The sequence below is a fragment of the Edaphobacter dinghuensis genome (assembly GCF_014640335.1).
In the GTDB taxonomy this organism is placed as follows: domain Bacteria; phylum Acidobacteriota; class Terriglobia; order Terriglobales; family Acidobacteriaceae; genus Edaphobacter; species Edaphobacter dinghuensis.
Genome location: NZ_BMGT01000004.1, coordinates 61,720 through 85,580, shown reverse-complemented (window position 1 = coordinate 85,580; position 23,861 = coordinate 61,720). Strand labels below are relative to the sequence as shown.

21 protein-coding genes are annotated in these 23,861 nt (G+C 53.8%); 13 read left to right on the top strand and 8 right to left on the bottom strand.

What is annotated here, in order from left to right; all coding sequences use genetic code 11:
* Positions 1-93: 93 nt before the first annotated feature.
* The 3 genes from IEW09_RS16510 to IEW09_RS16500 are packed head-to-tail and all read left to right on the top strand — an operon-like array spanning position 94 to position 1,000.
* On the top strand, positions 94-420 hold the full coding sequence (locus IEW09_RS16510; protein WP_188555364.1) for a DUF5983 family protein: 327 nt from the start codon (positions 94-96) through the stop codon (positions 418-420).
* A complete protein-coding gene (locus IEW09_RS16505) occupies positions 417-560 on the top strand; it encodes a hypothetical protein (RefSeq protein WP_188555363.1) in 144 nt (47 codons plus the stop codon). Before IEW09_RS16510 ends, IEW09_RS16505 begins: the two co-directional genes overlap by 4 nt.
* Entirely contained in the window at positions 557-1,000 is a 444-nt protein-coding gene (locus tag IEW09_RS16500; protein ID WP_188555362.1) for a hypothetical protein, read from the top strand. Before IEW09_RS16505 ends, IEW09_RS16500 begins: the two co-directional genes overlap by 4 nt.
* 176 nt (positions 1,001-1,176) lie before the next feature.
* On the opposite strand, the gene IEW09_RS16495 is transcribed toward IEW09_RS16500, so the two are convergent.
* Positions 1,177-2,556 carry a protein kinase family protein gene (locus IEW09_RS16495; RefSeq protein ID WP_188555361.1) on the bottom strand — a complete coding sequence of 460 codons (1,380 nt, stop codon included), beginning with the start codon at positions 2,554-2,556 and terminating at the stop codon, positions 1,177-1,179.
* Between the two features lie 431 nt (positions 2,557-2,987).
* Between IEW09_RS16495 and IEW09_RS16490 the strand changes: the two genes are divergently transcribed.
* Together IEW09_RS16490 and IEW09_RS16485 are read left to right on the top strand one after the other, a co-directional pair.
* Positions 2,988-4,112: a hypothetical protein gene (locus IEW09_RS16490; RefSeq protein ID WP_188555360.1), complete on the top strand. Its 1,125-nt coding sequence runs from the start codon at positions 2,988-2,990 to the stop codon at positions 4,110-4,112.
* 63 nt (positions 4,113-4,175) lie between these two features.
* Positions 4,176-4,781: a siphovirus Gp157 family protein gene (locus IEW09_RS16485; protein ID WP_188555359.1), complete on the top strand. Its 606-nt coding sequence runs from the start codon at positions 4,176-4,178 to the stop codon at positions 4,779-4,781.
* Between the two features lie 25 nt (positions 4,782-4,806).
* Here IEW09_RS16485 and IEW09_RS16480 read toward each other — a convergent pair whose 3' ends face one another.
* On the bottom strand, positions 4,807-5,106 hold the full coding sequence (locus tag IEW09_RS16480) for a hypothetical protein (RefSeq protein ID WP_188555358.1): 300 nt from the start codon (positions 5,104-5,106) through the stop codon (positions 4,807-4,809).
* A gap of 516 nt (positions 5,107-5,622) precedes the next feature.
* On the opposite strand from IEW09_RS16480, the gene IEW09_RS16475 reads away from it, so the two are divergent.
* Positions 5,623-6,840 (top strand): NHL repeat-containing protein, encoded by a 1,218-nt coding sequence (locus tag IEW09_RS16475; RefSeq protein ID WP_188555357.1) that lies wholly within the window; start codon positions 5,623-5,625, stop codon positions 6,838-6,840.
* 170 nt (positions 6,841-7,010) lie between these two features.
* Positions 7,011-8,318 carry an MSCRAMM family protein gene (locus IEW09_RS16470; protein ID WP_188555356.1) on the top strand — a complete coding sequence of 436 codons (1,308 nt, stop codon included), beginning with the start codon at positions 7,011-7,013 and terminating at the stop codon, positions 8,316-8,318.
* A 105-nt stretch (positions 8,319-8,423) separates the two neighbouring features.
* On the opposite strand, the gene IEW09_RS16465 is transcribed toward IEW09_RS16470, so the two are convergent.
* The 3 genes from IEW09_RS16465 to IEW09_RS16455 all read right to left on the bottom strand — a co-directional run bounded on the left by IEW09_RS16465 (position 8,424) and on the right by IEW09_RS16455 (position 13,077).
* Positions 8,424-11,981: an Ig-like domain repeat protein gene (locus IEW09_RS16465; RefSeq protein WP_188555355.1), complete on the bottom strand. Its 3,558-nt coding sequence runs from the start codon at positions 11,979-11,981 to the stop codon at positions 8,424-8,426.
* A gap of 319 nt (positions 11,982-12,300) precedes the next feature.
* Positions 12,301-12,900 carry an outer membrane beta-barrel protein gene (locus tag IEW09_RS16460; protein ID WP_188555354.1) on the bottom strand — a complete coding sequence of 200 codons (600 nt, stop codon included), beginning with the start codon at positions 12,898-12,900 and terminating at the stop codon, positions 12,301-12,303.
* A gap of 3 nt (positions 12,901-12,903) precedes the next feature.
* Positions 12,904-13,077: a hypothetical protein gene (locus IEW09_RS16455; protein ID WP_188555353.1), complete on the bottom strand. Its 174-nt coding sequence runs from the start codon at positions 13,075-13,077 to the stop codon at positions 12,904-12,906.
* 443 nt (positions 13,078-13,520) lie between these two features.
* On the opposite strand from IEW09_RS16455, the gene IEW09_RS16450 reads away from it, so the two are divergent.
* Positions 13,521-14,180, top strand: coding sequence for a hypothetical protein (locus IEW09_RS16450; protein WP_188555352.1), 660 nt, complete (start codon positions 13,521-13,523; stop codon positions 14,178-14,180).
* A 346-nt stretch (positions 14,181-14,526) separates the two neighbouring features.
* On the opposite strand, the gene IEW09_RS16445 is transcribed toward IEW09_RS16450, so the two are convergent.
* Positions 14,527-14,913, bottom strand: coding sequence for a hypothetical protein (locus IEW09_RS16445; RefSeq protein ID WP_188555351.1), 387 nt, complete (start codon positions 14,911-14,913; stop codon positions 14,527-14,529).
* 409 nt (positions 14,914-15,322) lie between these two features.
* Between IEW09_RS16445 and IEW09_RS16440 the strand changes: the two genes are divergently transcribed.
* The 3 genes from IEW09_RS16440 to IEW09_RS16430 all read left to right on the top strand — a co-directional run bounded on the left by IEW09_RS16440 (position 15,323) and on the right by IEW09_RS16430 (position 16,960).
* On the top strand, positions 15,323-15,541 hold the full coding sequence (locus IEW09_RS16440; RefSeq protein ID WP_188555350.1) for a hypothetical protein: 219 nt from the start codon (positions 15,323-15,325) through the stop codon (positions 15,539-15,541).
* Between the two features lie 64 nt (positions 15,542-15,605).
* Entirely contained in the window at positions 15,606-16,385 is a 780-nt protein-coding gene (locus IEW09_RS16435; protein WP_188555349.1) for a hypothetical protein, read from the top strand.
* Positions 16,382-16,960, top strand: a complete 579-nt coding sequence (locus IEW09_RS16430; protein WP_188555348.1) for a hypothetical protein — start codon at positions 16,382-16,384, stop codon at positions 16,958-16,960. The genes IEW09_RS16435 and IEW09_RS16430 overlap by 4 nt, the downstream gene beginning before the upstream one ends.
* A 33-nt stretch (positions 16,961-16,993) precedes the next feature.
* Here IEW09_RS16430 and IEW09_RS16425 read toward each other — a convergent pair whose 3' ends face one another.
* On the bottom strand, positions 16,994-17,779 hold the full coding sequence (locus tag IEW09_RS16425) for an XRE family transcriptional regulator (RefSeq protein ID WP_188555347.1): 786 nt from the start codon (positions 17,777-17,779) through the stop codon (positions 16,994-16,996).
* A gap of 897 nt (positions 17,780-18,676) precedes the next feature.
* The gene (locus IEW09_RS16420; protein ID WP_188555346.1) at positions 18,677-19,000 is read right to left on the bottom strand and encodes a helix-turn-helix domain-containing protein; all 324 of its coding nucleotides are present in this window, start codon (positions 18,998-19,000) and stop codon (positions 18,677-18,679) included.
* A gap of 807 nt (positions 19,001-19,807) precedes the next feature.
* Here IEW09_RS16420 and IEW09_RS16415 point away from each other — a divergent pair.
* On the top strand, positions 19,808-20,518 hold the full coding sequence (locus tag IEW09_RS16415) for a response regulator transcription factor (protein WP_188555345.1): 711 nt from the start codon (positions 19,808-19,810) through the stop codon (positions 20,516-20,518).
* A 357-nt stretch (positions 20,519-20,875) separates the two neighbouring features.
* Entirely contained in the window at positions 20,876-23,851 is a 2,976-nt protein-coding gene (locus IEW09_RS16410) for a sigma-70 family RNA polymerase sigma factor (protein ID WP_188555344.1), read from the top strand.
* Positions 23,852-23,861: the final 10 nt, after the last annotated feature.

Here is a 23,861-nt window from a genome sequence, read left to right as displayed (position 1 = left end):
AGAGTAGCAAACGCTATGAATTCGGGAAGTAAGGAGCATGGCGTGAAATCGAGACAGAGAAATCGGGGGCGTCCCGGAAGTCGAGGAGAAGCGATGGAGTTCAAGACATATCGATATATAGACGTATCGACTGGTTTCCTGCCGCAATCGGACCACGATCTCTTGCTGATGCACAATGCACCGCAGCATCTGGCAACGCATGACGAGTTCTATGGCGCCTTCTTTTACACGTTGCTGGATATAGATGCGGGAACTATCGAAACATTTACCCAAGAGGCCCGTGACTTCGGCCTCAGTGACCGGTTTATCGAGATCATCGTCGAGGCCTCTAGGCAGGGGATGCAGATGGTGCGTTTTGACTGCGACGGCGACATGATCGAAGGACTTGAGCTGATTACGAATGACGAGATGGACTCATGAGCATGGATGCCGGCGCAGCAGGAGCCTTTGGACTTTATCCGTTAGAAATCAAAATACTGATCGTGGTGATTGCCAGGAGAGAAACTTCATCAGAGCCTCCAGAAAGCAGGGCATTAATCGACGAGAAAGCGAACCTATGACAGAACTGACCACCTATCGTGTTCCCCTATCCCGCCTTACGGCTTCATTGGAGGTGGGCGCGAAGGATTGTGTAGCCGGTGATATAGAGTCGTCCTACAGCGGTGACACAATCTGTGCAAACGACAGAGTGCGCAAACCTTTCGGGTGGCAGGGAGACTTGTGGGTGACAGTCAGCGCGACAGTCTTTCCTGACTCGAAGAGAGCAAAGGCGTACAGGCTTATCCCCGCGCACCTTTTCTGGGAGGCGACAACGACGTACAAGAGGAAGATCTTGCCAGACTGGGGAGAGTCCGCGCGGAACGATCCAATGGGGTTCTATCACGGTATCAGCGTAACGACAGGGGGCGAGACATACATCCTTTGCGGACCTCCCGCGATCTTCGTTGCAGACCCATCCCTCCCTTCCGAAGCCTCGGCCGAACAGCTTGGCCTGTTTTGATAGCGGACGATACCATCAGTTTGGCCCTCGATTACGAGGTCCGGCTCGATCCAGTCAGCTTCTTCCTCGTATCGCAGTTTAGCGACGAGCACCATCGTCATCTGGGTGCTCCGGTGGACGGGAGGTTCGGGGCATCATGCTCAAGGTACGCGATGCCCTGGTTCAGTTCGAATTGGCTACTCGCTGTCATCCAACGCTTCTCGGAGTCGCGGATGCTCCGCCGCGGCATCCATCCGGAATGCAATCTTTACGGCGTTCGCCAATCGCAGTGGATCGTACCGCGTATCTGAATAAAACCAGTCGCCTCTTCCAAGCAGTGATGACCCTAGCGAGAGTATCGGCATGTAGATCAACGATTGCTCAATAAGTTCTCGATCCATAAACATCGCCCAAAAGTCGCAATACTCCTGAATCAAAGCCTCTTCGATCAAATTCCGCACGTCCTCGCTTCCGATCCTGTTCATGTCAAGAAACTGCTGAAGTGAGATAACGGGATATGCTAGATAAGGTTCGCTCCAATCGATGAACTGAGCGACGCCTGTGCCTGTGAGAATGTGTTCCCAGCGAAGGTCCCCGTGGATGATCCCCTCGGACAGGTATAGATGTTCGACGTCGTCCAGAACGTCCGAAAAAACTCTCTGCAGCTGCCTGATCCTTCCGGTCGGCAAACGAGTCTCGCCCATGGCGGCGGCCAGGCTCATCGCCTCATCAAGATAGTCAAACATCTCCGGGATGCGAGGCCGCATCGCTTCCGTCGCCTGGTCAAATGCTCCGGCATCGAGAATGTCGAGACTCACCCCGGATGAGCGGTCCTGCACTTCGCACATCGAAGTTACGGCCTGTCTTAATTCGGTAAGGCTCTCAATGGAGGAGTACGGAGGAGATGGAAGCATCTTGCCTTCTTCCAGCATGAGCCACGCGTTCCAATCAGAACGAGATGCGACCAATCGCGGGATGTATTCATGACACTCCCTATACAAATATTCGGTGATAGTCCTCTCGTGCTTGTTCGGCTCTCCAGTGGCCTTCAGCCAGTACCCGGATCCATCTTCGACACGAATCCGAATCAGTGCCAAATCGGCGCCTGCATTGTATTGCCGAATATCTTTCTTCGAAGAGATTCGATCACGAGTTGAAGCGTGAAGCCAGGCAACCGCTTCATCGATCCAGCCAAGACGGGCGAACGGTGTCTGGTCATGCCCCGTCGAGTCAAGCAGCGACTGCACCCTCGCTCGCTGCATCTCCGAAATCAGCGCGGTATCGAGATCCCTGAGGCGCAATCGCCGGAAGAACTGCCCTTCATCTGGCAGAAGAAGTTCTGCGAACGCGCATGCCATATGAGGTCCATCTGCCTGAATCGTATCCAGAACCAGGACGTGGAGACCCCATTTGTCTCTGACGAATGTCTGTATGTGTTCTGCCAGCCGCGCGCCACAGGGGATCGCTATCTCGGGAAATGTAAGCCCTGCAGCTGACCAAATCACGAGCACTTCGCGGGAATCGGGATGAACGAGCACCAGCCGATATGCCGCGGCAGTCATTTGAGGATGAGCCATGACAAGTCCCTCGGTCCCTGCCGGAATAGCCAGGAAGCACTTTGTGCAAAGTTTGGCACTCTGCTGGGATCCCGGCAATAAAAACTACTACGCATTTTCCGACAAAATGCGTCGACAGGCATTGCCATGACTGTTGACCCATAACGAGAGGCGGCATGGCTATGCCGAACCGAGAAAGGATCCCATAGCCTATCTGTAACTATTCATAGGATGATCGCCCGATTCGACTCATTCACGGTCATGCTCGTGAGTGCTTGAATCCACTTGTCTGCTGCTTTTCTATAACCAGCGTCAACGCGCTGGCTGTTGCTTATAGGAACCACCGACCCGGGAACGGTCTCGGTTGAGGAACAACCCGTCTGCCCCCGCCACATCGCCAGAGAGGCGTCCGCCTCTTATTCTTTAGTCCACAAATAAGGAGAACCACACACATGCTCCTCACTATGGAGTCAAAGACAGCGGCTGCCCACAAGCTTGAGCAGCTCATCAACCATGGCCGCGTCAAAGCCGGAGAGGTTATTGACCACGTCATGAACATCCAGCCAGCCGATCGTCTGCAATCAGGTGCCAGCCTTTCCTTTGACGTAGCGGAGGATCACAGCGTCCAGGTGTCCTTTGCTGACTCAATGGTCGGCGCAATTCGTCTCAAACTGCATCGCAATGCAGTTCAGCAGATGGCACAGACGACCGACCTCCCGATCAAGTTCATGGACGGGCTGCTAAATACCCCGAACCTCTGGGCGAAGGAACTGCTGGCGCACAATCTCCGTACGGTCTTCGCAAATCGTTTCTGGAAGCAGCGGTACCTCTTGCGCTCCATCCACGGCGAGGTACGTGGTTTCCTCTCGGACCGCTATCGGCGTCTCGATTCCCGGCCGATCATTGAAGCATTTGCCACCGAGGTGCAGAAGAAGGGCGCGTTGCCCTATAACGGATACGTGACCGACACAAAGGTCGCGATTCAAGCGATCATGCCCGAGGTTTACGAGCCTGTTCCAGGAGAGTTGGTAGCGTACGGCCTGAGCCTTGAGAATTCAGACTTTGGTAACGGAGCGCTTTCCGTTCGAGCCTATCTTTTAAGGATCTGGTGCAGCAACCTGGCAATCACTCAGGAAGAGATGCGGCAGGTACATCTTGGGCGTCGGCTCGATGAATCGATGATCTATTCTCAGCGCACGTACGAGCTTGACGCCGAGACCACGGTCAGCGCGCTGCGCGATGTAATCGGGTCGCAATTGAATGCCGAGTCCCTCCATAGCCGTATGGATACGATCCGCGCTGCCAATGCAACGGCGGTCGATCCCGCCAGCGCAAAGGAAACCCTCAAAAAGCTACTTCTTAAATCGGAAGCAGACGCGGTGATTGACGCCTACAACTCGCCCGATACCTACAATCTACCGGCAGGCAACAGCACCTGGCGACTCTCCAATGCCATTTCCTGGATAGCCGGAAAAACAGAAGAAACTGAGCGCAAATTGGAACTGATGAAGGTTGCTGGAGAGGTTTTGCCTAAACCTGCTAACAGATCCGCACATTCAGTTGCCCAGGTCGCATGATCGCAGGACGCACGGAGGCTATCTCCGTGCGTCCTGCACCCCTTAAAAAATGAGGAGCTCTTTATGTCTGCTACTGCTACGAACTGTTCGCTATTTGAGATTGACATGGAGTTGGACGACCTGATGGAGCAGATCCAGAAACAGATCGATGAGGAGGGGGAGGCATCATCGATATTGATGGAACGCTTTCAGGAGTTCTGCAAGGCACACGGAGAAAAGGTAGACCGCATTGCTCGCTTCATCCAGTCGATGGAAGCTCGGACACAACATTGCAGGTCCGAAGCGAATCGTCTCACTCGGCGTGCACGAGCCGCGGAAAGCAAGACGCTCCGCACGAAATCAATGGTTCTTTACTACTTGAAAGGCCGGAGTTTGAAGCGGATCGAGGGAGTGGAATTCACTCTCAGGTGTCAACGTAATGCGCAAGACAGCGTTGTAATTCCGAGCGAGGAAGAACTTCCTCTTGCATACAAGACGGTTCATGTCGCTTTGAATGGAGCACACTGGGAGATGCTCCTCGATTCTGTGTCCGACGACCTCAGGCAGATGCTGGGGAATGCAGTAAGAGAAGCAATACCGGACACGGAAGCAATCAAGCTTGCGGCTGCAAGACAAGAAAAGGTGGAGGGCGCCGAAGTCAAACGCGGCGAACATCTACGCGTTGAATGACGCCCGATCAGAAGATGCCCATCCGCTACTTTCCGGACTCAGCCTTCTTTTTCTCGGCCCACCGCCGCTTCTGAGCTTCGGCGATCCGCTTTCTTCCCGCAGCTGAAATTGTTCTCTTCTTCGTTACGGAGGACTTCTTCGAAGGTGCCTGTGAGTGAGCTGCTGTCCTTGAGCCGGCTTTCTTGCGGCCGGCGCCCACACCTCGATGATCAAAAGGCGCCGAGCCTGAGAGAATCGAGTCCCGGAGTTTAGTAAGGCGTTCAGCCTCTTTGGTCAAGCGTTGGATCTCTTTAGTGAGTTCGTTCGCTGCAGCGTTAATGCTCATTTATCCTCCGCGGTAAGCGTATCACTTCCGTATTCATTTGCGTTTGGCCCAATATCTATAAAGGTAGTGGAATATTAGGTTTACGTGGGTTTGTATCTGTTCCCACGACTCTCACAGGTTCCCGCCCCAAACCTCAGGTTCGCCGTTATTTCCGCGGCGATCTGCTCTAGCGCGCACATCGTGCTTTTCGACTTGCCAGCTACTTTGAAGCTGACTGCAGCGGCTTCTTGCCCCACCTCCACAATGGCCCGCGTCGGGTTCTCCGTCCTGCGGGAATGAACGAACTCCTGCGTGCTTCGTATAGGAAATTTAACAGGCTCTACATTTCTGCTCATAATGCAAGAACCGTTCATCACTGCATTGACACGAAAAGGATTAGCAGCCATCGCCACGAATTAGGCTGAATTATCTCAAGTTTCTTGGTTTTGAAGCCATGCATAACTAGACTTCGACTGCTCAGCTGCGATTACCGGCCAACTGAGACTTTCTCTACTAAGGTGCTGGGAGGTATTCACAATGAAGTCGACATGGCACACGGCCATCAAACGCAACTTGCCTTTCCTGCTCTCGGGCAGGATATCCCCCTTTGGAGATGCTGGGAACCTGAAGGCCACCCTATGCGGCAAACGCTCTGATCGGTTGAGAATCAGGGCCTCGGTGATCGCGGCGTTGCCGTTCTGCGCTGCGATCGCGATTGGCAGCACACATGCCGATGCCCAGACGATATCAACCTACGCCGGAAACGGCACGGCAGGTTTTTCGGGAAATGGAGGCGCAGCGACGAGCGCGGAAATAGACTTTCCGAGCGGAGTCGGCACTGATAGTTCGGGCAATCTGTACATCGCCGATTTCGACAACAATCGGGTCAGAAAAGTCACGCTCAGCACCGGCATCATCACAGCTTTTGCGGGAAATGGAACGGTTGGCTACAGCGGAGACGGAGGGGCGGCGGTCAACGCAGAATTCGAATATCCCTACGACGTAGCCGTGGATAGCTCCGGGAACGCCTACATCTCTGATTCATCGGGCTGCCGCGTCCGAAAGGTAGTGCCAGCAGGGACCATCTCCACAATCGCTGGGAATGGAAACTGCGGGTACAGCGGAGATGGGGGAGCCGCGACCAGCGCGGAGCTCATTCCTACGGGTATCGCAGTTGATAGTTCAGGTAACGTATACATCGCTGACGGCAACAATTCCCGAATTCGCAAGGTTACAGTGTCCACCGGCATTATTACGACGGTAGCCGGCAACGGAACAGCAGGCGACACTGGAGACGGCGGCGCGGCAACGAGTGCGGAACTCGATACTCCATACGGCGTTGCCGTCGATGGATCTGGCAACATCTATATCGCCGACGTTTCCGCCAATGTTATCCGTAAGGTGACAGCCTCTACGGGCATCATCTCAAGAGTGGCCGGGAACGGCACACGCGGGTACAGTGGGGATGGGGGTGCCGCAACGAGCGCGGAACTGGAACAGCCCAGGGGCATTACCGTTGACAGCTCGGCTAACATCTACATCGCAGACAGCCTGAACTACCGAATCCGAAAGGTAACCGCATCTACCGGGATCATCACGACCTACGCGGGAGACGGTACCCGGGGATATTCGGGCGACGGGGGCTCCCCGACTGCCGCAGAACTGAATGTTCCCTATGATGTCGCGGTTGGCAGTTCCGGTGTGATCTATATCGCCGATCAATATAACAGCCGCATCCGGGCCGTCACGCCCTAATGCAGAACAGAGTGCCCAGTGAAGCATCCATCGGGCACTCTGTTTGCTATGGCCACGGGTTGGGCGTTGAGCGATCGCATCACCAATTTCTCGCCACACGATGCTTCAAATCACGGACGCCTTCCTTTTGCCTGCCTTTTCGTATCCCCAAAGGTTATGAGGTTCGCCGCATGCTGTTATCGCGATTCTTCGCAAGCGCTGCATTTCTGAGCTGCACCCTCCTTCAGGCCCAGGCACCGGGCAGAACACACGATTCATCGCTGATAGGCTCCTTACTGGCCAGCGATGACAGCACGATACAGGGTCACGTGATGGCCTATCGCATCGAAGCACGGCACGGCAGGATGATGCCAACGCCGCAGTGCTCAACGAATACAGACGCACAGGGAGCCTTTGAATGCGTACATCTTGAACCGGGTTCCTACATCCTGATCGCCAGTGCGTTGCGGCGGAGTAGCAGCATTACTCGCGCTCAGTCTGGCTCCGTCGCGCCGACCCGCCTTCCATTGTTCGAAGTCTATCCCACGAATACCGATCTCGATGCCAACAATCTCGTCAAGCTTGGATCTGGAGAAACTCAGTCTATTCAGGTCCAGATACAGGAGGACCCCGGGTCAGATTTTCAGGTGAAGTCTGCCGCAGGACAGGCAAGGGATAAGGCATTACAGGTATCCGCGCTGGGTGAGGATTTTGCCGTCTCAACAAATGTTCGGATCTCGGCAGATTCCAAGAGCGGCAATTACAGTGTCAAAGGGCTTGTTCCTGGTGAATACCGGCTGACGGAGCTTTGGTCCCAAAATGGGGTGACTCACCAAGGAGCAGCATTCATCTCCGTCGGACAACTTACTTCCGGGCAAGCAGTCATAACAGAGGTCAAGCCATATAACGTAGCGGGAAAAATTCGCTATCCCGATTCTGCGTCGCATGGAACGGTCGAAGTGGTACTGGAATCGGCAGCAACCTTTGATGCGCATCGCTATGCCGCTGCTGTCCAACCTGACGGGTCGTTTTCATTAGCGGGTGTCCTATCAGGGAAATACTACATTTCATTGAGCCCCGGCAGCGGACTATACGCCACAGACATCCTCGTCTCTGGCCGGAGTGTCGGAGGGACGCTTCTCACCCTCGACGACCTGCATTCGAATAGTCCGCTAACCCTGGTGACAGGGGCCGCATACGGAAGCATCACGGGAACTCTGAAGCTGGGTGACAGTGCGCAGCAAGGCGCCAGCGTCGTAGTGGAATCTATCTCGTCTCACACAAGTCAGCTGGTTCCAGTCGATTCCCAGGGCATGTTCAAAGCGGACAAACTGGCACCTGGTGAATACCTGATCTATGGTTGGGCAGATGTTCGGCAGGTACCGTATGACAGTTCTTCATTCCTAAGGCGATATGAAAATAAAGCTATCCATGTTGAGCTTGAGAACGGCTCGCAGGAGAACGGACTGGAGATAGAGTGTAACGAGATCGGTTCATAGCATAGCGTTAATTGAAACTTGGAATCGACGGCCGCGTACCTGCCGACAATCCTGCAACCTGCAGTCTGGATACAGATATAAGCAGGTAGATCTTCGAACCATAGACTACTGATTCACTGTTACGCTGATGACCGCCTGGTGGACAAGTCCTCCATTGTTAGCACTCGCTGACACGATGATCTTGTTCGTGTTCGGGAGACCGTTGAACGTGACGCCACAACCGCCCAACGCCAACAATGAAATCAGCAGCGTGAGTATTATCGCCAATCTTTCCTTCCTCTTTCCGCGGCGCTTTCGTTTCTGGCCATACCGGAGGGTCGCACTGAAGCCCAGTGCCGGCAGGCAGCCAATAAGAGGCCAAGGAAGAAGTCCGAGGCGGGATCCGGTGCGTTTTGCTTGTATCTGTGCATTCGTTGAAGCGCTGAGCGTCAAAACAGCTTGCTGTGCAGAAGTGCTGGTCACGTTGATCGTCGATGGCTGGAACGAACAAGCGACATTTGACGGGAGATCGTCACAGGAGAGGCTCACGGTCCCTTGAAACCCACCCAATGGTGAGATCGTGAGCGTAATAGTGCCGGTTCCACCTTCAGCAAAAGTCAACGAAGCCGGGCGCGCAGAAAGAGTAAAGTCGCCAGATGCAGGGGCCGCGACAATCGATTGAATCAGAGCCGGCGAAGTGCTTTCCGAATAGTTGCTATCCCCGTTGTAGGTTGCCGTGATGGAATGGCTTCCGAGCACAAGCGAAGAACTTGTGAATGTTGCCGTGAGAGTTGTTCCGAGAGACGTCGTACCAAGCAACGCTGCTCCGTCAAAGAACGATACTGACCCTGTAGGCAACGCTGAACCTGATGAAGATGGATGGACGGTTGCGGTGAAAGTCACACTTGATCCGACTGTTTGCGGATTTGCACTCGAAGCCAACGTCGTGGTGGTCGCGATCGGCGCGGGCGACACGATGGTTTCCATGAGTGGGGTGGACGTGCTGCTAATAAATGTGGCGTTTCCGCCATAGGCAGCGGTAATGGAATGAGAGCCGACCGTTAGTGAAGCGGTCGAGAAGGCCGCGGTAAGTGAGCTGTCCAGAGCAACCGCGCCAAGTTGAGTTGTTCCATCGAAAAAAGTAACGGTTCCGGTTGGTGTCCCGTTCGCGGATGAGGCGCTCACTGTGGCGGTGAAGGTGACGCTACTTCCTACGGTCTGGGGGTTGACGCTGGCCGAGATCGTTGTCGTGGATTCCGCAGTTGGGCCGGACGGCGGCTGGGTCGAAGCACATGTTGAAGATCCAGTATTGCCAGATGTCCCTCCAGGCTCAATCAGAAACGGGACAGCCGTGATGTTTCCAACTTGTGAGGCGTTTCCGCTGCCATTTCCCGGTCCAGATTCTCCCGCCTCGTCACCGTAGGACGGAAATGCGTATAACGTGTGAAGCCCAACCGGAATGTTAGATAGACACAGACTGAATTCAGCAGGGTTAGCGCCATTTGCAGAGCTGGACGCAGCCCTCGTCCACGGACTGGCTCCCCCATCTACTTCATAGTAAACCGCTGATGGCGTGGGATTGACCTGAAGATCAGTCGCAGATGATGGCGCGTAGGAACTGGAAACTCGTGCGGTAAAGACCGGCGAAGTATTCTTGGTTTGAAAAATCTTTGCCGTGCTGACCGTTTGGTCGTCTACGACCCCAGAAATCGTCGTTGTAAGAGGGATGGGGTCAAGGATATTAGGGGTAAAGACATACACGTCATTATTGCTCGAAACAGTCGCGTATATTTTGCCTGTCGCCGGATCAATCGCAAGCCCCGGAGAATCGGATGGCAGCGGAAACGTCTTCGATACGCTGGTTGGGCCATCGACGACCATTAGCCCAGGAGGTGCAGTCGTATCACTCCCGGCCGTGGCGACATAGATCTGATTAGTCAGTTGGTTGATTGCCATCACCCCTGCGGATGCGGTCGTACTCACGGATGTGAGAAGCTTTCCAGTTGCCCCATCCACGACGGCCACCGCTGTAAGATTCGCGTCCTCCGTGTCGGCAATGTAGATCCGGTTGGTCTGGTTATTTACCACGAGGCTCGATTCGTAATTAGAGCTGGCATTCAGATTCTTGGGAAGTTGAATCGTTGAGGTGCTGTTGGTGGCGCCATCAATGACTGTTAGTGTTCCAGCCTCACCGGCAGCATAGATCTGATTTAGATTCGGGTTCAGAGCAAGGCTGACGCTCGTCGGCACGGGAATGGTTGCCGTAATCTCGTCGGTTGCACCGTCAACAACACTGACGGAATTGCTGCTCTCATTAAGAACGTAGATTTTGTTCGTAACAGGGTTGACCACGACTGCAACCGGGTATTGCCCCACCTGGAGAGTGCTGAGACTGTTTGTTGCGCCGTCGATGATGGCTAGCTCATTCTGCGAGCTGACCGCGACATAGACCTTATTCGCAACCGGGTCGACTGTAACCGTATCCTGCTCTGAATAGCCAATGGGGATGCTCTGGGTGACTACCTTTGCGACCGAATCCAAGACGCTTACCGTCCCGCCCCAGGCGTTGGCAATATATGCTCTGCTGGTGACCGGATTTGCAGCGACGGCGAGAGGCGAATTGAAAATTGGCGAAGTGGCTGTAGATAAAGAGGTCACGCTGTTCGCACCCGTATCGAAAATGGATACCGTGCCATCGCCTATATTGCAAATGAATGCGAAACCGATAACGGGATCGAAGGCAATCGCCTCCGGAAACTTGCCAACACTATCGGCCACGCTTAGGTTCGTTGCCTCGTTAATCACTACTGTTGAGCTAGTGTCGGTAGTGGGCACGTAGACGCGGCCGCTCTTGGAGTCGATCGCGATCGTAGATGCTCTTCCACTACCGGAAATTTCGGTTACATTATTCGTTCCCCCATCGACGACGCTAAGTAATATTCCTCCGGTTGTCTGATCATTCGCCGCGTAGATCTTGTTGATGTTTGAGTCCACTGCAATCGCGATCGCCGGAGTCCCTACAGTTATCGTTGTCGTAGATGCAGCCAAACCATCAATGACTGTGAGGTTTCCATCTTCAGAGCTTGGTACATAGATTCGATTAGTTACGGGATTGATCGCGATGGATGAAGGGCTGGCCCCGACACTGAATGTGGCCACGCTATCCGAGGCGCGATCAAAGGCGCTGACGGTATTGTCCCCTTTGTTCACGACATAAACGGTGTCTGTGGTCGGCTCAACCGCAATCGCGGCCGGGCTGCTGCCAGCGACCAGGGTAGCAGTGGTGCCATCCGTTCCATTGATTGCTGTGACATTGTTGCTATTCTGGTTGGCAACATAGACGCTGTTGTCGGCGGGGTTTACGGCGATCGCCACTGGCGCTGCGCCAACCGCCACCAGCGAAGTCCCGCTCGTATCGGCATCGATGATCGTGACCGTATTGTCATCTCGATTGGCCACGTACGCCTTGCCTGTCACAGAATTGACGGCTATGGCGACCGGGGACCTGCCTACCTTGATAGTGAACAGGACACTGCTTGAGCTCCCATCGATGACAGTCACAGTAGCATCGGCGGTATTAGCCACATAGAGCCTGCCAGAAGCTGGATCGACTGCCAAAGCTGTTGGGTCATTGCCGACAGCGATGGTGCTTGCCGCATTGGTGAACTCATTTATCGCTGTCACACTGGACGAACCACTGTTGGCGACATAGATTTTGCTGAGAGCCGGATCGGTGGCCGACGCTATTGGACTTTTGCCAACAGCAACGTTACCGACAACCGTCTGCGCACTAGAAATGCCCCCGAGTGGCAACGTACAACCTGCCAAGAGGCAGAGCCCCCGGAGAACATTCTTCACATACATCATCGCGCTTCGACTCCTGCTCTATTGATTCTTATATTGGTTTCCGGAAATTCTCTATAGACCGCCCCGAGATAGTAGGCCTACGTGCCGCCATTCGATCATCCATCCACGGGTACCAGCCATTCAAGCAGGTTCGAGGTCAAGGCAGTCGCCATGCAGCGCCCAAGCTGATCCCGTTCGGCGTCAGGCCATGGCTCGGAATGCCGGGAAATCCGGGGGCTCCAGGCCACAACTGATATTCATAGTCGAGACGCCAGGAGACCCGGTCAGAAATATGGAAATCGACACCACCGCCTGGGACATAAGCGAAGTAGCTTCCGTGTCCGATATCGCTCGGGTATGTCATCACGCCGGAACCGATCAGGAGCTTCGCGTAGAGAAATATCCTATCGTTCGGCAAGAACAACCGATATCTTCCCCCAGCTAAATAGTTTGAGGCAGTTTGGCCGCGGTAGCCACCGAGCCGGAACCAATGGGTTTCGGCTTCTGCGCTCCAGTGAGGAGATAGGTTGAGGTCCGTATAGACCCCCAGGCCTCCGATGCGATTACCTTCAAAATCAGTTTGAAAGTTCGAATACGTGCCTCCCACCCAAATGGTCGCACCGCGTATGGCAGCGGGGGCAGCCTGAGCGATAAGCCTTGGGGCAAGGGCGGTAAGCAGTGTGAGAACAGCAAAAAGCAATAGAGGGACTATAGGCAGGCACTGCTGGCGACAAGCCAGAAGACGAAATATCGACATCTATCACACCTCCACGAAGACAATCACCGCATTGTCAGAGCGCCGCCACAGCACCCAGCAGCTCTGATAAACGAGGGGCTTGCTTGTCTTCACAATTCCAGCTTCCGTCTCGCCGGTGAAGCCACAGAGCAATGACGGCAGGTCTACCTCGCCGCGCCGCTCTACAGCATGTTCCACCAGGCACAGAATTCTTCTTTTTCGGACAGCCTTCAATGGCAAGTACACTTCCAGATTGGACGAGGCCGCGTTAAAAAGGTTCGGCATGTCGTCCGTCGCTATTTCGCGATAACAGGACGCGCGGTCGCGCTACAGGGAATATCAATCTAGCGACCTGAACTGAAGTGAGTGCTAACGAAGATGCTTTCGAGCCTCAGCGAGGCCCCCATCGATTTTCGAACGGTGTGGAATGTCACGGCGAGTGACGTATCCCGTGCCAGATCATCTGGGTCCTCAATTGAAACCGGCATTTCAGTGCCTTTTTCAAGAGCTAAAGTGTCCGCTTTTCGCATTCTCGTTCGTACATCAATGTAGGGGTTTATTCGTGTATTTCGTGGCTCTGCATAGGCCACAATGCGAGGGCTGTTTTGGGAACAGGCGAGTGGAGTGCCGAAGCTTATGCCATGGCCGCCCAAGCCAAGGTACTTTCAGGGAACAAGCTGGAAGGCGTGGTCGTCCGCCTTCAGAAGATGAGCGGGAGAAACAGCGATCAGTGTTGGAGATTCCTCATCCAGCACGGTCTTAAAAAGAGCACAGACTATCGGCGATGGAGCGAGGAAGAAATTGAAATGGCACGGGAAGAACTTGTGCGTAGGCCGCTGCAAGAGGTTGCGGCACGCTTGCACCGAAGTCCACAGGCTGTTCGCAATATGCTATATCGCTCCAAGCTTAGGATGCGTGACATTCGATGCGATCAGTTTTCACTAAGCAGCTTGTCGGCAGCTTTGCACGTAAGGAAATCAGAAATCTTGCAATGGATCAAAGAGGGATGGTTAGAAGCGACTCTCGAGAAGCAAGGCGCAAATGAGAGATACGTCATTACTCCTGACGCATTGGCACTCATGTATAAGCGGCATCTTCAGGATCTGCTGAAGCGAGGCAAGTCCAATCTCTCTCTTTTTGAAGCCTACGTGCAATATTGCTTTTCACCGAAGCATACAACCGGAAGTCAGTTGCTTGAGGTCCGGAGGGATAAAAGGGAGCGCGCTGCATACGCAAGTGCCTTCGACGGCGATGAGGATGCATCCAACAACTTCGAGGACGATGACCTAGAAGATGAATAGTGCTGCCGCCGGCCGCACAGTGAACAGGGACAAAGCGGCATCGCAGTTATAGTATTCGCTCATCAGCTAGGGTTGGGAAGAGAGTCCTGGATGTGAATCTACTCTAGCCCGACCGCTGCCTCTCAGGAGCAGCTGAGGACATCCCACTGGAGCGGAAGCCGATTTCTGGAACCATCCATTTGTCCGGATTCAGGGTTTTCGCTGTCCGCGAACTCTAGACACGGGAAATCAGCAAGCAACGCTCCCACTCACCCATGCTCTCGCCCTGCCTCTCCCTCGTAGAAAAGACCACCAGCAGCTACTGACTATCGGTACAAACTCTTGCCGAGCGTGCCTGTGCTTTGCCTCAATAAAGCCCGACGCCATTGCGCTGCTGCACGCCGCTAGACGCTTTCCCAATGGCCACGTAAAAATGCACCCGGAGAAACAATTCATGCGATTTGCTGTGAAAGGCGGGGTAATGAGAAGACAAACGCGGTTCAGTAGGGCACCGGTTCAATTCAAAGAAGCTGTCGGCAAAACCGTTGCTTTCATCGAGCAAGTTGTTATTGAGGAAGACGGCGGATGGTGTGTTGAGATCCACTTCACGGACAGGAGTGTGCTGGTCTTCAACATGAGAGCAGCACTGGAAATCGATGCGCAGTATATGAAGTCCGTGAAAGGCGAACTCAAAATAACCCGTCAGTACGCAAGGCCGAAAAAGCGCGGTCGAGCATAGGCGGCGGCGAAACATCGCTTATAAAATCTGCTCTCATCGCCGGCTCCTGGCGTTGCTTTTAGCCCTTCGTAGCGGACAGCTGTTCCCGACCTGACTTAGGCGTCCGGAGAAAGTCTGGTCGGCACTTTACGAGGCCTGGTATAGCGCTGAATTCTGACATGACCGCGCATCAACGGCCTATCGAGTCGCCACTTAATCCCACAAAGGTCCGATTTTTATTGCTTATACGACAAACGCAGCGCAATTTACTGGACTCTTGCGGGCTAAGTACTGATTGTGCCGATGTTTCAGAATGCCACGAGAGTAGCAATAAAAAACCTCCCATATTTCCTATAAGCAACGGACGCGCGAATCGATCTGAATTTCTTCTTTTCCTCTCTAGTCTCCGCCCAGCGCACTTCTGCGCTGCAAAGGAGACAAAGCAATGTTCAAGAAATCCGCTCGCGTTCTCGCGATCGCCGCTGCCCTGAGCGTGTTTTCGTTCAGCTCAAACCCTGCTTTTGCGCAGTCAAGCGGCTCTTCCTCTACCACCACGACAACTACGACACCGCCATCCACGCCGCCGACTGTCGTAGGCGGAACCGATCCGGAACCCCAGACCGATCTCATGACAGTCATCCTCACTATTTTGCAGACCCTGTAGACAGCGGGGCTTAAGATAGGTGAGAGGGCGCCCCCGAGACCGGCCGCTCGATTGGAGGAGCGGAATGCATCTGATCAGAAGCGACTTCCTGTTTTGGGCAGCCGGCCTTCTGGGGCATTTTCTGTTGATTGGGGTATTGTGGACTCGGCGACGAATGAAGAGCTTTCCCATCTTCACTCTGTTCATCGCTTTCGAGTTCCTGAAGACGATAGTGCTTTTTGTCATCTTCAGGACAGCAACGAGGAGCACTTACGACGTTGCGTATTACTGGCTTGTCACTCCAGATCTTTTGCTTCAGGTGGGTGTCACGTACGAGATCGCGAGACATACGTTCTGTCCAACTGGATCGTGGGCTCCGGACGCGAAGGGCCCATTCACAGTGGGCATTGCAGTTACTGTGTTGATTGCTGCAACTCTGAGCTCTATTCCAAAGTACCCGAAGGGCTTGTCTGGTGCATCGGCCCTCACGTGGCTAAATTTCTTTTCATCCGCATGGATTTGCGAGATTCTGCTCGTGATGATTGTGCTTGCTGCCACCGTCCATCTTCCCTGGAAAACTCATGTTGCGAGAATCGCGCAGGGACTCGGCTTCTTTTCGCTCATCGGGCTTTTGACTTCCGCTGGACAGAACATTACGGGAATGGATAGAAATTCCTCATTCTCCTTTGCGCTAACGTATATCCGAATGACAGCGTATCTCATTGGCGTGGCCTACTGGATTGTCATGCTTTGGCGCGAGGCTCCAGCGCCTAAAGAGCTTCCGCGAGAGATGCGAAACGGTCTCTTTACTTTGCATCGCCGACTGGAATACGATCTTCAGAAATTTCGTGCACTGAGAAAATGATTGAAATTCGGACAATCTACTTTCTAGCCTTTCTGGCCGCCTTCGTCACCATCCTGTTAGGCGTAGGTCTCTATTACTACCTTCAGGCCCGAAAGCGTCGCAAATATCCCTATGGCAAATTTGAGGATTTGCTGCGTCGATTGATGTCGGTAGACCGCGATAACGTCGCACTGATAGCTCTCGATCTAATCGATGAGTCTGGCAACCAACGCTCCCCTGATGACACGTCGGGGCCGGAATTGGATCCTTCAGATATATGGGACTTGATTGGCGGGTTGAAAGGGCTCGAGGTATTGGAGCGGAACTGCGAAGTCTTGGTGGACTTGGTGTTTTATGTGCAGCAGTGGTACCCGGAGGCGTTGGCGCTTACCGAGGAGCTCAGAAAAAATGCCAGAGAGATCCAGTGGCATTTAAGCCGCCTTAGAAGCGCAGCGAAAATAGGCTCTCTTGAGCGTTCATTTCCTGACTACGCCCAGCGGGCGATTGCGACGTACTATCTGATGACGCGCCGTGTTCTCTCTGTTTATGAAGGACTCAATCTGCCGGGCGTAGCCGAACTGCAAAGAGCGCTGTGAATCGCTTCGCTGCGACTTGATAGCCTCCGCCAATCAAGCCGCGGTGGAACTAGGCTCAATCGGAGCGACGGGACGCACTGGGAGCTGTAAACGAGCAGATGAAATGTGCGTCACGGTGCCGAGCACCTCGATTTCTTTGCGGTAGCGCCAACGTCCTTTCCTGGGCTCCGGAGACAGCATGTGCGGCACCAGCGTTAGCCACTCCTCTTTTCTATCGAGCTCACAGAATCCGCAATAGAATCCAGTCCGCGCAAAGAGGATATAAATAGGTCGCTCGAACTCGTTGTGCCATTCTCTGCGATGGGCAATGCTTCTCCGGGTACTATCAAATGCAATAACGCTTCCAGGAAAAATCATCGGCTCCATATTTCTATCTTTTCGACCGATGATGGCGCGCTTGATATGGGGAGGCAGCAGACCCGGAATCGGATCGAGGAGAGTAGCATTTTCCGGTGCCTCATTGACGATCAGCGCGTCTGGCAACCATCGCTTTGCATGTTCTGCAAGTGGACCTTCAGTGATCACGAGAGTGCAGTTCGGGACGGAAACAGGATCCGGATCTGATGGATTGCTGTCTGTTCCAGGTCGCATGGCAAGAATATGCGCCGGCGTGAGGTTATAAATAAACGAGAGAACAATCAGCTTGATCGCAGAGAGAGCGCGGTTATGAAGCTCGATCCGGTCCAGCCAACTACCTGATACCCGATACTTCGAGTTGCCCCATCTCTGGGCCAACTGTTCACTGAATTCCTCGACCTCTTGTAAGGTGAATCCCATTCGATTACGTGCAGCGCGAAGGTCTCTTCCTATGCCTAACATATATCAATCCTCCTCGGACCTATGTAGAAGTTGGAGAAGCTCCCCTATAGAGAAACCATAGATTGCAGCGAGTGCCTGCAGGCGTGGTGCAATGACTATGTCGCTTGACGCTTCTGTCGATTGCACCCACCGACGGGAGATGGGTGGAAAGGCGGGATTGGTATGAGAATCGGAAGGGGGATTAGCAGCACTCTGGTTATTTGATGACAGTCCCAACCGGGAACGAATCGTACGAAGGTGGGGTTTCAGGGATTTCACTGCAAGGCTCCTCTCAGATTCAGGAGGAGCGTCGGGCAAGGCTCAATCGTTAAATCAATCACGCTCTCATTCCTTTCTGTCGAGGCATTTGCCTCGAACTGTCTAAGTTCCGCATCGAGCGAGGAACAGGGGGATGAATGTTCCCGGCGTGTCGGACCAGGAGCTCTGTTATTGTGGCGCAAGCTGACAAGATGCGAAGTGTGTCGCCTTCTTGCGGCAAACACAATATAGAGAAGTTAACTATCTTTCCTATTCGCCATTCTTTACGCTCTATGCACGGTACTGACTGTCGCCTGCTGCATTCCAATGTTCAGGTGCTTCGGTATCAGCCAATTCCGAACGAGTACAAAGAGGCAACCCTGTAACATTCGGCCGATCAATGTGTTCCACAGCGAGCTCTTTCGTGCCCCGAAGAATTTGGCAATGCAGATTCGACTGCTTGAACTCCACTTCGGAGAGCGGGGCCAGTCTGTCATGCAAAATTGGGTCTATGCAAGAAAAAATGATTCGCAGGTTGCGACAATTTGAGATCTGATCCCACATGCCCGCATCTGGGAGCAATGAGTCCGGCCGGAATTTATTCGGGACATACTGGACATTGCCCGGCGGGCGGTGTCGACTGGCGAAGCGTGTTGGCGGTCAAATTACCCAGAAGAAGTCCAACGGCAACTCGTAAAACCGCATAAACTCTTGCAATTCGACGGCAGTTGTTTCCCGGTCGCCCGATTCTCGCTTCGACATATAGGACTGCGGCTGCCCGAGGGCAGCGGCAACCTCGACCTGGGTCAGATTGCGAAGTGCTCTGGCGGCCCTGAGACGCTCACCAAGGCGCTTTTTGGCCTCGTATTTTTCCGCCTTGTTCAAGTGAATCAGGAAAGTCTCCTCATTCACCGTAAAATCCCATTTTGGAATATCCCGAATCGGGATATAATGAGAGTGGCAATACGGAAGCGTGTCGAGCATTCGTCCCGGGGGAGGGCGAATCGGCCTGTTCACGCCATGCTGTGCAAGGGTTGTGATCGCTTTACTCTTTGCAGAATTGGGGTCGCGCGCGATCTTGTTTGGATCGAACCGATACGAAAGATCGCCTGGGGCGACCTTCTTTGCCTTACTAACGCCTATCCACCTTGTTTTCGAACGCAGAGTCTTTTTGTTCTCTCATCACCAGAAGACTGGCTGGCACGCACGTGTCGATATCCCGACCCTAATGGCTTCCTTGTCGTATATACAGCCTGGATCAGCGGCGCCGAATACCTGCAGGTGGTTCCTATCCACGCGCTTTGCTGGCACTGCCGTCGACTCGTGGGAACCCGCGATCCGTCTGCGCGGGCACGTCGGAGAAAATATTTCAGGAAAGCTTATCGTAAAATGCGGGCGAATCCCTTCGATAAACTCTCAAAATTCTTGCAAAATTCCGTCGTTGCCTGTTGTTTTCGGTAGGACGTTCGCTAGAATTGTACCAACACGCTACAGGCTCCGCTGTTACCTCGCTGCTCCCGGCGGCCAACTGGATTTTTGGCTAACGATCCGCGATGGGATAGGTATGTGTAGGTCATTTATACGACCTACGGCAGGCAGCGGACTCGGATAGCGGACCTGTCAGGGTTAACCTGCAAGTAAATACGATGGGGGTATGTGTGAGCTTATTGCAGACGTTTTTTGCGTGACTCGGTTCGAGCACAAGCTGTCTACAGACAAGTATTGCTGAAGTCCTCCCTGCTGTTCCCCCTGCAATGATTGATGCTTTTACCCATAAGGTCTGGTGTATCCATGAAGTCTCTACTTCTCGTAGACGACGAGGCGGTCTTTGCTCAAGCCCAAGCGCGTACCCTCCAAGAATACCGATTTCGTGTCGATGTCGCTGAAACAGCTGCAGCTGCCCATAAGCTGATACGGCAGAATCACTACGATCTCGTCCTGGTGGATCTCAAACTCAACTCGGAGTTGGGAACAGGATTTATACGACAACTCCGTGCGGCCGGAATAAGGACCAAGATCGTTGTGTGGACTGTTATGGAAGGGGAGATCTATGAAAGCGCGGCACTCGACGCGGGAGCAGATGACTTTATTCTCAAGAAAACCCCGATATCTCTAGTGCTTTCCAGGCTCTATGCGCATTTACGGCGAAACGAGTGGGATCTCGGCCACAGCGGCGTCAAGGTCCAACGAATCGACGTTGGCACGTTTCAACTCGATCCCGAATCGCACGTTCTCTCGGCGAACGATACGCCAATTCAGCTGACACGAAAGCAGACGAGGATCCTCCAGGTGCTTGCGGCAAACCCTGCCCGTACTGTGCCAACCCAAGAGCTGCTCGACAAAGTATGGGGTTCTGACATCCGAAAGTCTCCTTCCGTTCTTGACGGTGCCCTTTCACGGCTTCGAGCAAAACTTCGCGAACATGACGTAGACGATCTCGTTCAGAACGTCAAAGGGCGGGGATTCAAACTTATCGCATCGCGAGCCATACAGCAGTCATAATTGTTCCCGCGCCTAGATGCTGACAGAAGACCTGAAGGAGCAATTCAACCGGCGTTGACTGCTTTTCTGCCGGACCTCGCCGGAAACAGGCTTATTCCTAACCTGCAACTCGTGAGCCCGTTGCGTCGCCCGACGCGCGGCGACCAGAACCTTCTATACTCTTGCCAAAGGGTTCGCCGTTAAAAGACAGGCCGTCCCGATCAGCTCATCCACGTCCCAGCCTAGTCCCTTCCATAATTCAGTCACTGCCTGGCCATACCGGCTCACAATATTCTGCCGACAACCTTTCATTGTCGACTGAACCAAGCACCGTCCACTCCCTCCGCGGAAAGCGTAGAGGTAGCAGAGGAGGACATCTTGCCTTCCGAACAATGTAAAGAAGCTGAAACAATTCGCGACCGTCAACAAGTCTTCCTCGAGCACTATTCATGGATGTTCGAAAAAGCGCTGCAACTAACTCGTGGAGCAAAAGAGGAAGCGGAAGATCTTGTCCATGACAGTTATATCCCATTTATTCAGACGCATGTCGAGATAGACCTAAGCGATGCGCACAGGTTACGCGGGTATCTTTACCGGATCCTGAGAAACAGGCTTATTTCGCGAGTCCGGAGAAGCGGGACAGATGTGCTATCCCGCCTTCATGCGGTTGACTACGATTCCGTCGAATATGCGCTTTTTGCGGTCGATCGAAGCACGCTTCTCCATGTTCGACGTGATCTGTCGGATATATGTGATTACGCTTGTTTCCGTCGCAGGAGTTCCAGAGCCGGCGCAATTCTCATCCTCCGCTTCTTTCTGCGTTACTACCCAAGTGAAATCGTGAAGCTGCTGGGAACCACACCCGCCGCAGTCTATAAGCTCACCGAAAGTGCCCGCCTTGAAGCAAAGGCCTTTCTGATGCGCCCTGACTCGCTTCACATCATGGGAGAACAAACTCAACCGGAAGCTAAAAGAAATCGCAGCCTTCCAGACGATCCGGAACAATTGTTCGCGGAGTTGCGAAGACGCATCTTCGCTACGCCGGATGGCGAATGTCTCTCGCTCGAATATCTCGAAGGCAGGTACAGCGATCCATCAAGTCGCCAACTAACAAAGCAGGATTTCGCGCACCTGACAAGTTGTAGCGAGTGTATTGAAAAGGCCAATCGTTTGCTTCACCTTCCCTCTCTACCGGAACGCTTTTTTGATAGTCCCACCAAGCCACCTAAGGATGGTGGTGATGGCGCACCGCCATCCTCTGGTGGAAGCCGACAAACTCTTTCCAGGCTTCGCAGACGGTTCCTCGATACTCACGAACACCGTCCTCGGAAGCTGCAACTGGCTGTAAACGGCGAAGTGCAGTCAGCGCAACAGATCACCTCGGCTTTGAGTCGTTTCCAGACCAAACTTGAACCATTCTCGCGGCCGGAATTTCTGGAAATCCTCAGTGAGCAGGGTATCTGCCTTCTCTATCTCGAGTTGGCAGATGAGGACTATCTTGATCCGAGCCCGCGAAAAACAGAAGTCGTTCTCAGCGACGGCCGCACTCTTCAGGCGGAGGTCAGTTTTCCAGGAGGTATTCACGTAGTCAATGTCTCTTATTACGACCCCATCCTTGGAGAATCCGAAAATGAATGGGCGCTTCCTGATGAACTACCGGCTGTTGAAATGCCCCGTGTCATCGCGGAGGCTGCGAAGCCCGCAGAACAGAACAGAAAAACGTGTTCCTCGGTTATCCAGTGGATTCGATCAAGTTTCACGCGGCTTGATTGGAAATTTGCCTTCACGCTCACGATGACAGCTAGCATGCTGGCGATTCTCTCTTACTTGACCCGCAGCGGCCAGCCGAAGAATGCCTCGCTAAGTGTGGCTTCAGCCCAGATGCTGCTTAGCCAGTCGCAGCAAGCCTCAGATGTGGCAATTCCGAAATACGGTGCAGAGCATCAGACCTTTGCTCTTGAAGTGCATTCCGGTACGGGACAGTTGCTCCAATCCGCCACGATAGAGAGATATCGAAGCCGCGAACCGGAACGAAGTGCCGCTAAGGCATACGACCCGCACGGGACTCTTCTTGCCGGCAGATGGCAGAACTCCGTGACAGGCTCCGCCAGTTACACCCGGAAGGGCGGCTTCATCCGTCATCGGCAGACGAAGCCAGCCATTCCACAAATTGCGGACGCATGGACGGCGGTACCCGATGCGGCTGAGTTCGAAGCGTGGAGTGGAGGTGCAGCGGATGTGGCCGTGCACCAAGAGCGGGAGACTTACGAACTGACCTATCGCCCTTCCGTGGCGCCCCATCTGCTGTCCGCGAGCCTCGTCATTTCCAGAGACACAAAACTCCCGATTGCGGAGACGTTCCGACTGCGAGAAGGCCGACAGACTCGTGAATACCAGTTTCGGCGGTTGACGTATGAAATCCTCCCGGCCGTAAAGACCCTGGACAGCAATTTTGAGCCTGATCCGTCTCTTGTAGCTCAACCTTCCGGTCCGGCGACCGTGAATGGCGCTCACATCACGCTCGAAGCGCTTCAACTGCTCAATGACCTCGGACCGGACATTGAGCAAGTTGTAAACGTAGAACGCCACCCCGGCGGCGCAGTAGAAGTCAGCGGCGTATTTTCGACCTCGAAGGAAAAGCAAGATGTGGTTCGTGCCTTTCGCTCGCTCCAGGCAGGCGATGGCCTGTTTCTCAAGCTCCATTCGAGCGACGAGCCATTTCCGTCGAGTTCTAAACCATCTAGTGTTAATCCCATCTCCATCGAAGCACAGACAATATCAGGCACAAGCATTCCTTTCGAGGAGGGCCTCCGATCCGCTCTCTCGCGTGAGGGAGTTTCCATCACAGATCTCGGGCCGAAGGTAGTCGAGCGAGCCAATGCAATCGCAGGGCTCGGTGCCCAGTTGCATCGCGAGGCGTGGAACATTGCCCAGATCGCGTCGCGTGATTTCTCCCCTGACGATCTGCGTAGCATGAACGCCGAAGATAGGGCGATCTGGCTTGCCCTTCTGGATAGACAACTTTGGATTTTTCGCAAACAGCTGACCTCTCTCGACTCCGAGATGCACGGACTCTTACCCCCTCAGGCTCTCAGCACGCAAACAAATTCACTACCTCTGCAGGCCGCCGATATCCGCGAGCTTGATACGGCAGCATTGAATCTCAGCCACGACGCAGAACGGCTCGATCGACTAATCGCAGCAGGGTTCACGTTAACGTCGTCAGGTCCTCCTCCAGGCGACAATCCGGCAACGATCGCGCAAATAATTGCGAGTCTCGATGCCGAAGAGAAGCAGCTCCAGGGCACGATTGAGCGGCTTCAAAGCCCCAGCCGTATAGAGGCAGATAGGTAGCAAATATTTC

Bases quoted from the DNA above. Each gene is read 5' to 3' on its own strand.
- IEW09_RS16510 (WP_188555364.1), top strand. From the start codon at position 94: ATGGAGTTCAAGACATATCGATATATAGACGTATCGACTGGTTTCCTG.
- IEW09_RS16505 (WP_188555363.1), top strand. From the start codon at position 417: ATGAGCATGGATGCCGGCGCAGCAGGAGCCTTTGGACTTTATCCGTTA.
- IEW09_RS16500 (WP_188555362.1), top strand. From the start codon at position 557: ATGACAGAACTGACCACCTATCGTGTTCCCCTATCCCGCCTTACGGCT.
- IEW09_RS16495 (WP_188555361.1), bottom strand. From the start codon at position 2,556: ATGGCTCATCCTCAAATGACTGCCGCGGCATATCGGCTGGTGCTCGTT.
- IEW09_RS16490 (WP_188555360.1), top strand. From the start codon at position 2,988: ATGCTCCTCACTATGGAGTCAAAGACAGCGGCTGCCCACAAGCTTGAG.
- IEW09_RS16485 (WP_188555359.1), top strand. From the start codon at position 4,176: ATGTCTGCTACTGCTACGAACTGTTCGCTATTTGAGATTGACATGGAG.
- IEW09_RS16480 (WP_188555358.1), bottom strand. From the start codon at position 5,106: ATGAGCATTAACGCTGCAGCGAACGAACTCACTAAAGAGATCCAACGC.
- IEW09_RS16475 (WP_188555357.1), top strand. From the start codon at position 5,623: ATGAAGTCGACATGGCACACGGCCATCAAACGCAACTTGCCTTTCCTG.
- IEW09_RS16470 (WP_188555356.1), top strand. From the start codon at position 7,011: ATGCTGTTATCGCGATTCTTCGCAAGCGCTGCATTTCTGAGCTGCACC.
- IEW09_RS16460 (WP_188555354.1), bottom strand. From the start codon at position 12,900: ATGTCGATATTTCGTCTTCTGGCTTGTCGCCAGCAGTGCCTGCCTATA.
- IEW09_RS16450 (WP_188555352.1), top strand. From the start codon at position 13,521: ATGGCCGCCCAAGCCAAGGTACTTTCAGGGAACAAGCTGGAAGGCGTG.
- IEW09_RS16445 (WP_188555351.1), bottom strand. From the start codon at position 14,913: ATGTTTCGCCGCCGCCTATGCTCGACCGCGCTTTTTCGGCCTTGCGTA.
- IEW09_RS16440 (WP_188555350.1), top strand. From the start codon at position 15,323: ATGTTCAAGAAATCCGCTCGCGTTCTCGCGATCGCCGCTGCCCTGAGC.
- IEW09_RS16435 (WP_188555349.1), top strand. From the start codon at position 15,606: ATGCATCTGATCAGAAGCGACTTCCTGTTTTGGGCAGCCGGCCTTCTG.
- IEW09_RS16430 (WP_188555348.1), top strand. From the start codon at position 16,382: ATGATTGAAATTCGGACAATCTACTTTCTAGCCTTTCTGGCCGCCTTC.
- IEW09_RS16425 (WP_188555347.1), bottom strand. From the start codon at position 17,779: ATGTTAGGCATAGGAAGAGACCTTCGCGCTGCACGTAATCGAATGGGA.
- IEW09_RS16420 (WP_188555346.1), bottom strand. From the start codon at position 19,000: ATGCTCGACACGCTTCCGTATTGCCACTCTCATTATATCCCGATTCGG.
- IEW09_RS16415 (WP_188555345.1), top strand. From the start codon at position 19,808: ATGAAGTCTCTACTTCTCGTAGACGACGAGGCGGTCTTTGCTCAAGCC.